The organism is Neorhizobium tomejilense, from assembly GCF_964254135.1.
Lineage (GTDB): Bacteria > Pseudomonadota > Alphaproteobacteria > Rhizobiales > Rhizobiaceae > Neorhizobium > Neorhizobium tomejilense.
In genome coordinates, this window is the sequence record NZ_CAXUSO020000001.1 from 24,157 (window position 1) to 37,417 (window position 13,261).

Genomic DNA, 13,261 nt, shown 5'->3' on the forward strand with positions numbered 1-13,261 from the left:
GGCAACGCCGATGATGGAGCAATATATCGAGATCAAGGCGAACAATCCGGGTTCGCTGCTCTTCTACCGCATGGGCGATTTTTATGAGCTCTTCTTCGAGGATGCGGTCGATGCGTCCCGTGCACTCGGCATCACGCTCACCAAGCGCGGCCAGCATCTCGGCCGCGAAATCCCGATGTGCGGCGTTCCGGTGCACGCTGCCGACGACTATCTGCAGAAGCTGATCTCGCTCGGTTTCCGCGTCGCCGTCTGCGAACAGGTGGAAGACCCGGCGGAGGCCAGGAAGCGCGGCTCGAAATCGGTGGTGAAGCGTGACGTCGTCCGGCTGGTGACGCCGGGCACGATTACCGAGGAAAAGCTCCTTTCGCCCTCCGAGTCGAACTACCTGATGGCGCTTGCCCGCATCAAGGGTGCCGCCGAACCGCTTCTGGCGCTCGCCTGGATCGATATCTCGACCGGTGTCTTCCGGCTGGCGGAGACCGATCAGTCGCGGCTGCTTGCCGATATCCTGCGCATCGAACCGCGCGAACTGATCCTGCCGGATACGATGTTTCACGACGCTGAGCTGAAGCCCGTCTTCGACGTGCTCGGCAAGGTCGCGGTCCCGCAGCCGTCCGTGCTCTTCGACAGCGCCAGCGCCGAGGGCCGCATCACCCGTTATTTCGGCGTCGGCACGCTCGACGGGTTCGGCAATTTTTCGCGCGCCGAGCTCGCCGCTGCCGCTGCCGCCGTCGCTTATGTGGAAAAGACCCAGATCGCCGAACGTCCGCCGCTCGGACGCCCCGAGCGCGAAAGCGGCGCCTCGACGCTGTTCATCGACCCCGCGACCCGCGGCAACCTGGAACTGACCAAGACTTTGTCGGGCGAGCGTGAGGGTACGCTCCTGAAGGCGATCGATCGCACGGTGACCGGCGGCGGGGCTCGCCTGCTCGCTGAACGGCTGATGTCGCCGCTGACGGATCCCGACCGCATCAACCGGCGTTTCGATTCCATCTCCTTCCTGCTTGAAGAGCCGTCGCTTTGCGGTGAACTGCGCTCCGGCCTGAAGCATGTGCCGGACATGCCGCGCGCCCTGTCGCGCCTGGCGCTCGACCGCGGCGGCCCGCGCGATCTCGGCAGTATCCTGCAGGGGCTGGAAGCGGCCCGCGGTGTCGCGGGCTTTCTCGACAGGGCCATGCTGCCCGAGGAACTGGGGCAGGCCCTCGACGACCTGAAGGCCTTGCCGCTTCATCTGGAATCCATGCTCGGCAACATGCTGGCGCAGGAACTGCCGCTTCTGAAGCGCGACGGGGGCTTCCTCGCCGATGGCGCTCATTCGGAACTGGACGAGGTGCGGGCGTTGCGCGACCAGTCGCGCCGGGTCATCGCCGCGCTCCAGCTCCAATATGCAGAGGAGACCGGCATCAAGTCGCTGAAGATCAAGCACAATAACGTGCTCGGTTATTTCATCGAGGTGACGGCCGGCAATTCCGGCACGATGACCGATACGCCGGAAGGCAAGGCGCGCTTCATCCATCGTCAGACCATGGCGAGTGCCATGCGGTTCACGACGACAGAACTTGCCGATCTCGAAAGCCGCATCGCCAATGCCGCCGACAAGGCGCTGACCATCGAGCTCGAAGCCTTCGACAGGATGGTCGCAGCAGTGACCTCGGAGGCAGAGGCGATCAAGGCCGGCGCCCGGGCGCTGGCTGTGATCGATGTCGCTGCGGCTCTTGCCATGCTCGCCGACGAGTGGAGCTATCGTCGGCCGGTCGTGGATGCCTCCCGCATGTTCGCGATCGAGGGCGGCCGCCACCCCGTGGTCGAACAGGCGCTACGCAGACAGTCCGTCGGCCCGTTCATCGCCAATGATTGCGATCTCTCGCCGCATAGTGGCGGCGAGTTCGGGGCGCTCTGGCTGCTCACCGGTCCGAACATGGGTGGTAAGTCGACCTTCCTGCGTCAGAACGCGCTGATCGCCATCCTCGCGCAGATGGGTTCCTTCGTGCCTGCGGTCTCCGCCCATATCGGCATCGTCGACCGGCTTTTTTCGCGCGTCGGCGCTTCGGACGATCTGGCCCGCGGCCGCTCCACCTTCATGGTGGAGATGGTCGAGACCGCCGCCATCCTTAATCAGGCGAGCGATCGTTCGCTGGTCATCCTCGACGAGATCGGCCGCGGCACGGCGACCTTCGACGGCCTGTCGATCGCCTGGGCGGCGGTCGAGCACCTGCACGAGGCGAACAGGTGCCGAGGCCTCTTCGCCACCCACTTCCATGAGCTGACCGTGCTCTCCGAAAAGCTGAACCGGCTTTCCAACGCCACGATGCGGGTGAAGGAATGGGATGGCGAGGTGATCTTCCTGCATGAAGTCGGCCCCGGTGCTGCCGATCGCTCCTACGGCATCCAGGTCGCGCGGCTGGCGGGTCTTCCCGACTCTGTAGTCGCCCGCGCCCGCGACGTGCTGACCAAACTCGAGGATTCCGACCGCAAGAACCCCGCGAGCCAGCTGATCGACGACCTGCCGCTGTTCCAGGTCGCGGTCCGCCGCGAAGAAGCCAAGCGCGCCGGGCCTTCCAAGGTCGAGGATGCACTGAAGGCCATCAACCCGGACGACATGACCCCGCGCGAAGCCTTGGAGGCGCTCTACGCGCTGAAGAAGCAGCTCAAGGCCTGACGTTTCGACAGCGGTTTCCGTTGATGTGCCGCATCAAAGCAGTCGACCCACCTGCCTTTCGACCCGGAACGTGATAAAGGCCTCCGAGATCATGATCGAGGCCGTTTCATCGGGTATCCTGCGTGTTGTCCGTTCCCTTGCCTTTTCTTGCCGGTCTCGTCTTCGCGCTGACGCTTTATCGCAGCCTGAAGGGCGTCGAACTGCCCGGCACGCGGCGTTATTTCCATGCCTTCCTTGTGCTTTATGCATTTCAGGGCGTCGGCGTAGGGCTGCGCTTCGGCTACGGCGTCAATGGATTGGTGCCCTTACTGCCGATCACCGCGTCCATTATGCCGCCGCTTGCCTTCCTGGCGTTCCGCGGCCTGACCGCAAAACCCCTCGATCGGCCCTGGTTGCACGCCGCGGTGCCCTGTGTCGTGGCCGTGGCGGTTGGCTTCTTCCGTGATCTTGTCGACCCGCTGCTGCTGGTGATCTTTTTCGCCTATGGCGTCGCGCTTTACCGTCTGACCCTTTCGGGCGGCGACGACGTGATGGCGGAGGCCTCCCTGCAGCGGGTTCGCCCAGCCGTGCGCGCCGCCCGATTGACCGCGGGCCTGATGCTGTTTTTCGCCGTCAGCGATGCCGCATTGGCGGTTTACACCGATATCTACGGCGCCGGCGATGTACCGTTGGCTGTCACAATGATGAACCTCGCGGCGATAGCCGCCGTGATTGTCTATTATTTCGCCCCCGATTTCTCCCCGCCCAAACCAAGTGCCGTTTCCCCCGCACTCAAGCCGACTGAAGAAGACAAGGCCACGCTATCCCGTATCGAAGCGGCCCTGGAGGAGGGGGAGCTTTACAGGAGCGAGGACCTGAGCCTCGCAAAGCTCGCCCGCAAGGCGAGGCTTCCGGCCCGTGAGGTCTCTGCCGCCGTCAATCGGATGACCGGGCTGAATGTCTCGCAGTTCGTCAACGACCGCCGCGTCGCCGAAGCCTGCCGCCTTCTGCAGGAAACCGAGCGGACGGTGATCCAGATTATGCTGGACGTCGGATTTTCGACGAAATCGAACTTCAATCGGGAATTTCGTCGGGTGACGGGGACGAACCCCAAGCAGTGGAGGGCGGAGGCAAGGGCCGCGCAAGACGCCGGTGCCAGAAAAACATCGGCTTGAACTTCGACGCAGGAAGCAACAACTTTGAAACGTCCGATGATGATAATCGTTGGTCAAGGTGCCTCAAAACGATTATAGCCTCCCTCCGCAGGCCGGGCACCGGCAGGATAACATGGCCAGACACGACATCGATTTTTCTGAACTTCTCGACGTGGCCCGTCTTCGGGCCGATTGCAGGGCGATCGTCAAGGACAAGGATCGCCCCCAGCTCGAATTGCGGGCGGCGCTTCTGCCGTTGCTGCGCCGGGCAAGCGTCGAGGGCCGCGAAAAGGCCCGCCAGCTCCTTTCCAAGGACGGCAGCGGGCTGAATTGCGCCCGCCGCATCTCCTGGCTACAGGATCAGCTGATCCGCGTTCTCTACGAGACGATTGCCGAGGGCCTCTATAGCGAGGGCACGGATATCGCCGTGGCGGCCGTCGGCGGTTACGGCCGCGATACGCTGGCACCTGGTTCGGACATCGATCTCCTGTTCCTGCTGCCCCCCCGAAATACGGAGACCATGCGCAAGGCCGTCGAGTTCCTGCTCTATGTGCTATGGGACATGGGCTTCAAGGTCGGTCATGCGACCCGCACCGTCGAAGAATGCATCCGTCTTTCCAAGACGGACATGACGATCCGCACCGCCATTCTCGAAAGCCGCTACATCTGCGGCCGCGAGGCGCTGGTGAACGACCTCGAGAGCCGTTTCGACAAGGAGATCGTCGCCGATACCGGTCCGGAATTCATCGCCGCCAAGCTGGCCGAGCGCGACAATCGCCACGAGAAGGCCGGCGATACGCGCTATCTGGTCGAGCCCAACGTCAAGGAAGGCAAGGGCGGACTGCGCGATCTTCATACCCTCTTCTGGATCGCGAAATACTATTATCGGGTTCGCGAAACAACGGAACTCGTCAAGGTGGGCGTTCTTTCCCGCGAGGAAGCGCGCTCGTTCGAAAAGGCTGACGACTTCCTTTGGGCGGTGCGCTGCCAGATGCATTTCCTGACCGGCAAGGCCGAGGAGCGTCTCTCCTTCGATATCCAGCGCGAGATCGCAGAAAGCCTCGGTTATCACTCGCGCCCCGGCCTCTCCGCCGTCGAGCGCTTCATGAAGCACTATTTCCTCGTGTCGAAGAATGTCGGCGATCTGACCCGCATTCTCTGCGCCGCGCTGGAGGAGCAGCAGGCGAAGGCGGCACCCGGCCTCACCAACCGCGTCATCTCACGCTTCACCAAACGCCTTCACAAGATCCCCGGCACCGTGGAATTCGTGGTGGACCGCGGCCGCATCACGCTTGCCGATCCGAACGTCTTCAAGCGCGATCCGGTCAATATCATCCGCTTCTTCCATGTGGCCGATATCAACGGGCTGGAACTCCATCCCGATGCGCTGAAGCGCATGACCCGCTCGCTCTCGCTGATCGACAACGATGTCCGCGAGAACGAGGAGGCCAACCGGCTTTTCCTCTCGATGCTGACCTCGCGGCGTGATCCCGCGCTGATGCTGCGCCGGATGAACGAGGCGGGCGTGCTCGGCCGCTTCATTCCGGAATTCGGCAAGGTGGTCGCGATGATGCAGTTCAACATGTATCATCACTATACCGTCGACGAGCATCTGATCCGCTCGGTCGAGGCGCTCTCGGAAGTGGACAAGGGCAAGGCTGCCGATATCCACCCGCTCGCCAACAAGGTGATGCCGAGCGTCGAAGAGCGCGAGGCGCTTTATGTCGCCGTGCTGCTGCACGACGTTGCCAAAGGCCGCCAGGAGGATCATTCGATCGCAGGCGCCCGCATCGCGCGCAAGCTTTGCCCGCGTCTCGGCCTCAATGCCAAGCAGACCGAACTCGTGGTCTGGTTGATCGAAGTGCATCTCCTGATGTCGATGACGGCCCAGACCCGCGACCTGCACGACCGCAAGACGATCACCGACTTCGCCGAAAAGGTGCAGTCGATGGACCGGCTGAAGCTGCTCTTGATCCTGACCATATGCGATATCCGCGCCGTCGGCCCGGGTGTGTGGAACGGCTGGAAAGGCCAGCTGCTGCGCACGCTCTATTACGAGACCGAGCTACTGCTATCGGGCGGCTTTTCCGAGGTATCGCGCAAGGAGCGCGCCAAGGTCGCCGAGGAAGAGCTCGTCAAGGCATTGGCCGACTGGAGCGCCAAGGACCGCCGCACCTATTCGAAACTGCATTACCAGCCCTATCTCCTGTCGGTCTCGCTGGACGACCAGGTTCGTCACACGAGGTTCCTCCGAGACACGGACAAGGCAGGCCAGGCACTTGCCACCATGGTGAGGACCGACAGTTTCCACGCCATCACCGAGATCACCGTCCTGGCGCCGGACCATCCCCGCTTGCTGTCGATCATTGCCGGTGCCTGCGCTGCGGCGGGCGCCAACATCGCCGATGCGCAGATCTTCACGACCTCGGACGGACGGGCACTCGACACCATTTTGATCAACCGGGAATTCCCGGTGGACGAGGACGAATTGCGCCGCGCCGGCACGATCAGCCGGATGATCGAGGACGTGCTGTCGGGCAAGAAGCGCCTGCCGGAAGTCATCGCGACGCGTGCCAAGTCCCGCAAACGCAACAAGACCTTCACCATTCCGCCGTCGGTCATTCTCTCGAACGGCCTGTCGAACAAGTTCACGGTCATCGAGGTGGAATGCCTCGACCGCACCGGCCTGCTGGCGGATATCACCGCCGTGCTCGCCGATCTCTCGCTCGACATCCATTCGGCACGCATCACCACCTTCGGTGAAAAGGTCATCGATACCTTCTATGTCACCGATCTCGTCGGCCAGAAGGTCGTCAACGAGAACCGCCAGGGCAATATCGCCGCGCGCCTGAAGGCTGTGATGTCCGAGCAGGAGGACGAACTGCGAAGCGGCATGCCGATGGGCATGATCGCGCCGGCCCCCAATCCGGACCAGTCGTCCCAGCCGCGCAAGTCCAAGGCCAGCGTATGAGTTCCGTCCGATGAGCCTTTCTCGATGAGCCTAGTCCGGAAATTCGCGACAGTCGGCGGAGCGACCCTCGGCAGCCGGATTTTCGGTTTTGCGCGCGAAACCTTCATGGCGGCAGCGCTTGGCACCGGCCCGATGGCCGACGTCTTTTATGCGGCGTTCCGCTTCCCGAACCTCTTCCGCCGGCTGTTTGCCGAGGGTGCCTTCAACGCCGCCTTCGTGCCGCTGTTTTCGAAAGAGATCGAGGCGAACGGCGTCGAGGGCGCCAAGCGCTTTTCGGAAGAGGTTTTCGGCGTCCTCTTCTCCGCCTTGATGATCATCACCATCGTCATGGAACTGATGATGCCATGGCTGGTGGAATGGATCATCGCCCCGGGCTTCGCCGACGATCCCGAAAAGACCTCCATCACCATCCGCTTAGCGGTGGTGATGTTCCCTTATCTGATGTGCATGTCGCTGACGGCGATGATGAGCGGCATGCTCAATTCACTGCATCACTTCTTTGCCGCCGCCATCGCTCCGGTCTTCCTGAACGTGGTGATGATCGCGGCGCTGCTCTACGGCCTCTGGACCCATGCCGATCCGCTGACCATCGCCTGGTATCTCTCCTGGAGCGTCCTGGCCGCCGGCATCCTGCAGCTCGCGGTGGTTTATGCCGGCGTTCGCCATGCCGGCATCAACATCGGCTTCCGCCGCCCCAGGATGACGCCGAACGTCAAGCGCCTCCTCATACTCGCAGTGCCGGCTGCCGTCACCGGCGGCATCACCCAGATCAACCAGATCATCGGCCAGGCGATCGCATCCGGCAAGGAAGGCGCGATCGCCGCCCTTCAATATGCCGACCGAATCTACCAGCTTCCGCTCGGAGTGGTCGGCGTCGCCGTCGGCGTCGTGCTCCTGCCGGAGCTTGCCCGTGCCTTGAAGGGCGGGCATCTCAAGGACGCCGCCAATACCCAGAACCGCTCGATCGAATTTGTGCTGTTCCTGACGCTTCCGGCCGCAGCCGGGCTTTGGATTCTGTCGGACGCGATCATTCGCGTGCTTTACGAGCGCGGCGCCTTCTCCGCCGAAAACACCTCGGTCGTCGCCGCAATCCTCGCGATCTATGGCATAGGCCTGCCGGGCTTCGTGCTGATCAAGGCGCTGCAGCCGGGTTTTTATGCCCGCGAGGACACTAGGACGCCGATGCGTTTCACCATGCTCTCGGTCGTCATCAATTCAGGCCTGGCGATTTCGCTTTTCCCGCTGATCGCCGAGCGCGGCATCGCGACGGCCGAGGCTGCGGCGGGCTGGACAAATACCATCCTGCTGTTCACGACGCTCGTCTGGCGCGGCCATCTCACCTGGGAATGGGCGCTCGCGAGGCGTACGGCCCTGCTGCTCGTTTCGACCGCGATCATGTCCGCAGCGCTGATCTATGCACTCCGCTATGCCGGCCCGTGGCTGGCCCCGGATGCCCTGCTGCTCCACCAGGTCGCGGCGCTCTCCTGCCTGCTTGTCCTGGCGATGGCCGTCTATTTCGCCTGCGCCTTCCTGATCGGCGGCGCCGACATCGGCATGATACGCCGGAACATCAAGCGGAAGCCGAAGGCCTAACCCCGCTTGCGCCGCCCGCAATATGCCCACCGGCGTTTCGGCCCGACGTCCACATGGACGATGCCGTTGCAATAGCGGCCGATGCCGCCGATGCCGGGTGCGCTGGCTGCAGCGGCGAGGATTGCTCGTTCCGATACGCCCGGCACCCGGATGTCGGCCGCATAACAATGACTATGCTGCGACCTGCCCGAATGCGGCCGATGGCCGGACGTGACCATCGGCTTGCGGCCGGTCTCTCGCGCGATATGCGCAAGGATGGCCCCCAGTTTTTCCGGAAAGCAACTCGTGCGAACGCTGACCCGCTGCACGGTGAAGAAGGCTGAATAATCGTGCTTGAAGGAAGTACTTCTTCGCTTTTGGCTTTCGCCAGCTTCTGCGGTGACATTCAGGCCTAGCGCCAATAGGCAGGAAAGCGCGACGCGAAATATGATGCGCATGGGGATCCCCCGAGGACAGACCGGGTCGTTCATGACCGGTTAACCGTGGTACGCTTGGGTATTTCCTTTCCAAAAGGGGCGCGAATAAGGAGACTTTTGCTCAGAAATGGGATTATGGCTGCCTAAAAGACTAACATCCGTTAATCTATTCGGAGGCACCCCAGGAAAGATTTTCCCTTTAGGAGTATTGACGTAGGCAAGATGCTCCCAAAGAGGTAGCCCTTTCCCGGCCCTACCTCGAATGGTTATGGTGGTGGTTCTTTTGTCGCCGTAGTGTTCCGGGAGGCGCCCTTAAGCGGTCTTTCACCCTTGCCAGGACCGCCGTCGCCCGCAATTTTCGGTCGGCTGAAAGTCAATCGAGTCCGGAGTTTTTGATGCCCGTCCAATCGCTGTTTCTGGTGGCCCTGATCGTCGACGACTACGACCGGGCCAAGGATTTTTATTGCGGCGTACTCGGCTTCGATTGCCTGGAGGACAGCGTGCAACCGGAGGGCAAGCGTTGGGTCGTGGTGAAGCCGAAGGGCGGCGAGGGCGCGGCACTGCTGCTGGCTAAGGCCGTCACCGACACGCAGAAGGCGGCAATCGGCAACCAGACCGGCGGCCGAGTCGGCTTCTTCCTGAAGACGGACGATTTCGCCCGCGATCATGCCGCCATGACCGCCAAGGGCGTCCGTTTCCTCGAGGAGCCGCGCCACGAGGTCTACGGGTCGGTGGCGGTGTTTGCCGATCCCTACGGCAACACCTGGGATCTGATTGAACACGCGGCTCGCTGATGCTCTTGATCCTCCGCGCTTCGCCGTGCATAAGCCCGCGCGTTAGCAACATGACCCTTCGGGTCTGGGGCCCTCCACCAGCCTAATTGAGGACGATATGAATAGCTTCAAGCCGCTTGTCTTTTCCGGCGTCCAGCCGACCGGCAATCTCCATCTCGGCAACTACCTCGGCGCGATCCGCAAGTTCGTGGCGCTGCAGGAAAATAACGACTGCATCTATTGCGTCGTCGATCTGCACGCGATCACCGCCCAGCTCGTCCATGACGACCTGCGGGGGCAGATCCGCTCGATCGCCGCCGCCTTCATCGCTTCGGGTATCGATCCGAAGAAACATATCGTCTTCAACCAATCGGCTGTGCCGCAGCATGCGGAGCTCGCCTGGGTCTTCAATTGCGTCGCCCGCATCGGCTGGATGAACCGCATGACCCAGTTCAAGGACAAGGCCGGCAAGGACCGCGAGAACGCCTCGCTCGGCTTGCTCGCCTATCCGAGCCTGATGGCCGCCGATATTCTCGTCTACCGCGCCACCCACGTGCCGGTCGGCGACGACCAGAAGCAGCACCTGGAACTCGCCCGCGATATCGCCCAGAAGTTCAACATCGACTTCCAGGAGAAGATCCGCGCCGCCGGCACCGGCGTCGACATGGTCGTCGGCGAGGAGCCGATCCATGGTTTCTTCCCACTGGTCGAGCCGTTGATCGAGGGGCCGGCGCCGCGCGTCATGTCGCTGCGTGACGGCACCAAGAAGATGTCGAAATCCGACCCGTCGGATCTGTCGCGCATCAACCTGATGGACGAGCCGGAAGAGATCGCCAAGAAGATCCGTAAGGCCAAGACCGATCCGGAGGGCCTGCCGAGCGAACTCGAAGGCCTCAAGGGCCGTCCAGAAGCCGACAACCTGGTCGGCATCTACGCAGCCCTTGCGGACAGGACCAAGGCCGACGTGCTCGCCGAGTATGGCGGCCAGCAGTTCTCGGTCTTCAAGCCTGCTCTGGCCGACCTCGCCGTGCACGTGCTTGCGCCGATCACGTCCGAAATGCGCCGGCTGATGGACGACACGACCCATATCGATGCCATCCTCAAGGATGGTGGCGAGCGCGCCCGCGCCCGCGCCGAGAAGGTCATGGGAGACGTCTTCGACATCGTCGGCTTCCTGCGCTGAGATTATCGGCGCCTTTCAGGCCACGCAAAGATTGCATACCCGTCACGACATTCGTGGCGGGTTTTCATTTTTTCCGGTTGGTATAAGTTCCGCATCACGACTGCTTGGGTCGTCTACATGCGAAGGAGGGGCGGCATGGTATCGAAACGGCTTTCGCGGCTTGAAGGGCACCGGCGCAAGTTCATGGCGGTCATCGACGGCACGCCGGAATGTGAAAAGGCGGTCCACTACGCGGGGCGCCGCGCCAAGAACTCCAATGGCGGTCTCGTCCTGCTTTTCGTCATTCCCGAAGGCGATTTCCAGCAATGGCTGGGCGTCGAGCAGATCATGCGTGCCGAGGCCCGCGAAGAGGCCGATGCGGTGATGGCCAAGGCCGCCCAGAAGGTGCGCGATACGATCGGCATCGATCCGGAAATCGTCATCCGCGAAGGCAACGCCAGCGAGCAGATCATCCAGCTGGTCGAGGAAGACCGCGACATTGCGGTCCTCGTGCTGGCGGCCGGCTCAACCAAGGAAGGGCCGGGACCCCTGGTGTCCGCCGTTGCTGCCTTCCCGATTCCCGTCACCGTGCTGCCCGACACGCTGACGGCCGAGGAAATCGACGCACTGGCCTGATTGCGGACTTGATCTTGCGCAGGCAAAGGAGCACTTGAACGAAAAGCTGATACGGCTTATCTTCTTTTGAAGAGTTCTAAATTTGCGAGGGGCGCCGTGCCCCAGGAGAGACGAGATGTTCATTCAGACGGAAGCCACCCCCAACCCGGCGACCCTGAAGTTCCTGCCCGGCAAAGTCGTCATGGAAAAAGGCACCGCCGATTTCCGCAATGCCGGCGAGGCGGAAGCATCTCCGCTGGCCGAGCGCCTGTTCGGCATCTCCGGCGTCACCGGTGTCTATTTCGGTTACGACTTCATCACCGTCACCAAGGAAAGCGCCGAATGGCAGCACCTGAAGCCGGCGATCCTCGGCTCGATCATGGAGCATTTCATGTCCGGCGCGCCGGTCATGGGCGGTACGTCCACGCTTGCTGAAGCATCCGACGTGGAAGGCGAGTTCTTCGACGAGGACGACGAAACGATCGTCGCGACGATCAAGGAACTGCTCGAAACCCGCGTCCGCCCGGCCGTCGCCCAGGATGGCGGCGACATTACCTTCAAGGGCTTCCGCGACGGCACGGTCTACCTCAACATGAAGGGTGCCTGCTCCGGCTGCCCGTCTTCCACGGCGACGCTGAAGCACGGGGTGCAGAACCTGCTCAAGCATTTCGTTCCGGAAGTGCAGGCCGTCGAAGCGCTCTGAGCCCGCCGGCACCGTTGAATGATTGTTCTCGCCATCGATACCGCCGGGGTGGATTGCTCCGCAGCGCTCTATGACAGCGCCGCGGGCAAAGTGCTGTCTGAAGTCACCGAGACGATCGGCAAGGGCCATGCCGAAAGGCTGATGTCGGTCATCGACGAAGCGCTCGCTGCAGCCGGTCTTCCTCTCAAAGCCGTAGAGCGCGTCGCGGTCGTCATAGGCCCCGGCTCTTTCACCGGCATTCGCGTCGGTGTTGCCGCCGCCCGTGGTTTCGCGCTCGCGCTTGGTGTCGAATCGATCGGCGTAACAACGCTCGAGGCGTTGGCGCTCAAGTTTCTTGGCGAACATCCCGACCAGCCGGTCGTTGTTGCCATGGATGCCAAGCGCAACGAGGTCTACACCCAGGCGTTTTCCGCCAACGGGGAAGCGTTGAGCCAACCCGCAGCACTTTCGCCGGAAGACGCTTCGGAACTCGCCAGGTCTCTTTCGGCAGCAATGACAGGCTCCTGGATAGAGCAATCCCTTGGCAAGGGAGTGGCCGAACATGAGGGGCGGGACCGCTTCGACATTGCAGTCGTCGCCCGCATCGCCGCTGAAAAACCTGTGGATGCGCAACGTCCCAAACCATTGTATCTTCGTGGACCAGATGCGAAACCGCAGACCGGTTTTGCCCTTGCCCGTTCGTGAATGTACAGACTGCGCCGATGCTCGACGATTACCTGACCTGGAAGCCGTATTTCGAAGTCGTGCCGATGGAGGCGAGCGATTGCCTGGAGATCTCCGAGCTGCATGGCCAGCGATTTCCGCGTCAGTGGAGTGACGGGGAGTTCCAGAACCTGCTCCTGCAGCAAAATGTCTTCGGTTTCGTCGCGCGTCAGACCAATGCGTTTTTCTCCAAGCCGCTCGGCGGTTTCGTTCTGTCGCGGGAGGCGGCCGGCGAGGCGGAGATTCTGACGGTCGCCGTCAACGAGAAATTCGGCCGGGTGGGCCTCGGCTGGCGTCTGATGCAGGCCGCCCTGCGCGAGGCGGCGGCGCGTGGTGGAGAGAGCATGTTCCTGGAAGTGGAGGCGGCGAATCGCCCGGCTGTCGAGCTTTACCGCAAGCTCGGTTTCCAGAAAGTGGGCGAGCGCCCCGCCTATTATGCCGGCCCGGACGGGACGCGATCCACGGCGCTTGTCATGAGCCGAGTTCTTCGTTAGTCCGTTAGTTTCTACGGGAACGTTTCGAAGGCCAAGACGA

Annotated in this window: 11 protein-coding genes; 10 read left to right on the top strand and 1 reads right to left on the bottom strand. The window is 62.4% G+C overall.

The annotated features are described in order from the left end of the window. Positions 1-10: 10 nt before the first annotated feature. The 4 genes from mutS (at position 11) to murJ (ending at position 8,356) form a co-directional block, all read left to right on the top strand. A complete protein-coding gene (gene mutS / locus ACSQ3G_RS00140; protein WP_436111642.1) occupies positions 11-2,659 on the top strand; it encodes a DNA mismatch repair protein MutS in 2,649 nt (882 codons plus the stop codon). Between the two features lie 122 nt (positions 2,660-2,781). After that, positions 2,782-3,813, top strand: coding sequence for a helix-turn-helix domain-containing protein (locus tag ACSQ3G_RS00145; RefSeq protein ID WP_436108634.1), 1,032 nt, complete (start codon positions 2,782-2,784; stop codon positions 3,811-3,813). 112 nt (positions 3,814-3,925) lie between these two features. Further along, on the top strand, positions 3,926-6,763 hold the full coding sequence (locus tag ACSQ3G_RS00150; protein ID WP_436108635.1) for a [protein-PII] uridylyltransferase: 2,838 nt from the start codon (positions 3,926-3,928) through the stop codon (positions 6,761-6,763). A 24-nt stretch (positions 6,764-6,787) separates the two neighbouring features. Next, a complete protein-coding gene (gene murJ / locus ACSQ3G_RS00155) occupies positions 6,788-8,356 on the top strand; it encodes a murein biosynthesis integral membrane protein MurJ (RefSeq protein ID WP_436108636.1) in 1,569 nt (522 codons plus the stop codon). Here murJ and ACSQ3G_RS00160 read toward each other — a convergent pair. Further along, on the bottom strand, positions 8,353-8,793 hold the full coding sequence (locus ACSQ3G_RS00160) for a peptidoglycan L,D-endopeptidase MepK (protein ID WP_436108637.1): 441 nt from the start codon (positions 8,791-8,793) through the stop codon (positions 8,353-8,355). The genes murJ and ACSQ3G_RS00160 overlap by 4 nt on opposite strands. A gap of 374 nt (positions 8,794-9,167) precedes the next feature. Between ACSQ3G_RS00160 and ACSQ3G_RS00165 the strand changes: the two genes are divergently transcribed. From ACSQ3G_RS00165 to ACSQ3G_RS00190, 6 genes are all read left to right on the top strand, one after another. Continuing rightward, on the top strand, positions 9,168-9,566 hold the full coding sequence (locus tag ACSQ3G_RS00165; RefSeq protein ID WP_436108638.1) for a VOC family protein: 399 nt from the start codon (positions 9,168-9,170) through the stop codon (positions 9,564-9,566). Positions 9,567-9,663: 97 nt separating this feature from the next. Then, positions 9,664-10,728 carry a tryptophan--tRNA ligase gene (gene trpS / locus ACSQ3G_RS00170; RefSeq protein ID WP_046630447.1) on the top strand — a complete coding sequence of 355 codons (1,065 nt, stop codon included), beginning with the start codon at positions 9,664-9,666 and terminating at the stop codon, positions 10,726-10,728. Between the two features lie 135 nt (positions 10,729-10,863). Further along, the gene (locus tag ACSQ3G_RS00175) at positions 10,864-11,343 is read left to right on the top strand and encodes a universal stress protein (protein ID WP_038539180.1); all 480 of its coding nucleotides are present in this window, start codon (positions 10,864-10,866) and stop codon (positions 11,341-11,343) included. A gap of 115 nt (positions 11,344-11,458) precedes the next feature. After that, on the top strand, positions 11,459-12,025 hold the full coding sequence (locus ACSQ3G_RS00180; RefSeq protein ID WP_105404192.1) for a NifU family protein: 567 nt from the start codon (positions 11,459-11,461) through the stop codon (positions 12,023-12,025). An 18-nt stretch (positions 12,026-12,043) separates the two neighbouring features. Beyond that, on the top strand, positions 12,044-12,709 hold the full coding sequence (tsaB, locus tag ACSQ3G_RS00185; RefSeq protein ID WP_436108639.1) for a tRNA (adenosine(37)-N6)-threonylcarbamoyltransferase complex dimerization subunit type 1 TsaB: 666 nt from the start codon (positions 12,044-12,046) through the stop codon (positions 12,707-12,709). A gap of 17 nt (positions 12,710-12,726) precedes the next feature. Next, positions 12,727-13,221 carry a GNAT family N-acetyltransferase gene (locus ACSQ3G_RS00190; protein ID WP_105424817.1) on the top strand — a complete coding sequence of 165 codons (495 nt, stop codon included), beginning with the start codon at positions 12,727-12,729 and terminating at the stop codon, positions 13,219-13,221. Positions 13,222-13,261 lie beyond the last annotated feature (40 nt).

Bases quoted from the DNA above. Each gene is read 5' to 3' on its own strand.
- mutS (WP_436111642.1), top strand. From the start codon at position 11: ATGATGGAGCAATATATCGAGATCAAGGCGAACAATCCGGGTTCGCTG.
- ACSQ3G_RS00150 (WP_436108635.1), top strand. From the start codon at position 3,926: ATGGCCAGACACGACATCGATTTTTCTGAACTTCTCGACGTGGCCCGT.
- murJ (WP_436108636.1), top strand. From the start codon at position 6,788: ATGAGCCTAGTCCGGAAATTCGCGACAGTCGGCGGAGCGACCCTCGGC.
- ACSQ3G_RS00160 (WP_436108637.1), bottom strand. From the start codon at position 8,793: ATGCGCATCATATTTCGCGTCGCGCTTTCCTGCCTATTGGCGCTAGGC.
- ACSQ3G_RS00165 (WP_436108638.1), top strand. From the start codon at position 9,168: ATGCCCGTCCAATCGCTGTTTCTGGTGGCCCTGATCGTCGACGACTAC.
- trpS (WP_046630447.1), top strand. From the start codon at position 9,664: ATGAATAGCTTCAAGCCGCTTGTCTTTTCCGGCGTCCAGCCGACCGGC.
- ACSQ3G_RS00175 (WP_038539180.1), top strand. From the start codon at position 10,864: ATGGTATCGAAACGGCTTTCGCGGCTTGAAGGGCACCGGCGCAAGTTC.
- ACSQ3G_RS00180 (WP_105404192.1), top strand. From the start codon at position 11,459: ATGTTCATTCAGACGGAAGCCACCCCCAACCCGGCGACCCTGAAGTTC.
- tsaB (WP_436108639.1), top strand. From the start codon at position 12,044: ATGATTGTTCTCGCCATCGATACCGCCGGGGTGGATTGCTCCGCAGCG.
- ACSQ3G_RS00190 (WP_105424817.1), top strand. From the start codon at position 12,727: ATGCTCGACGATTACCTGACCTGGAAGCCGTATTTCGAAGTCGTGCCG.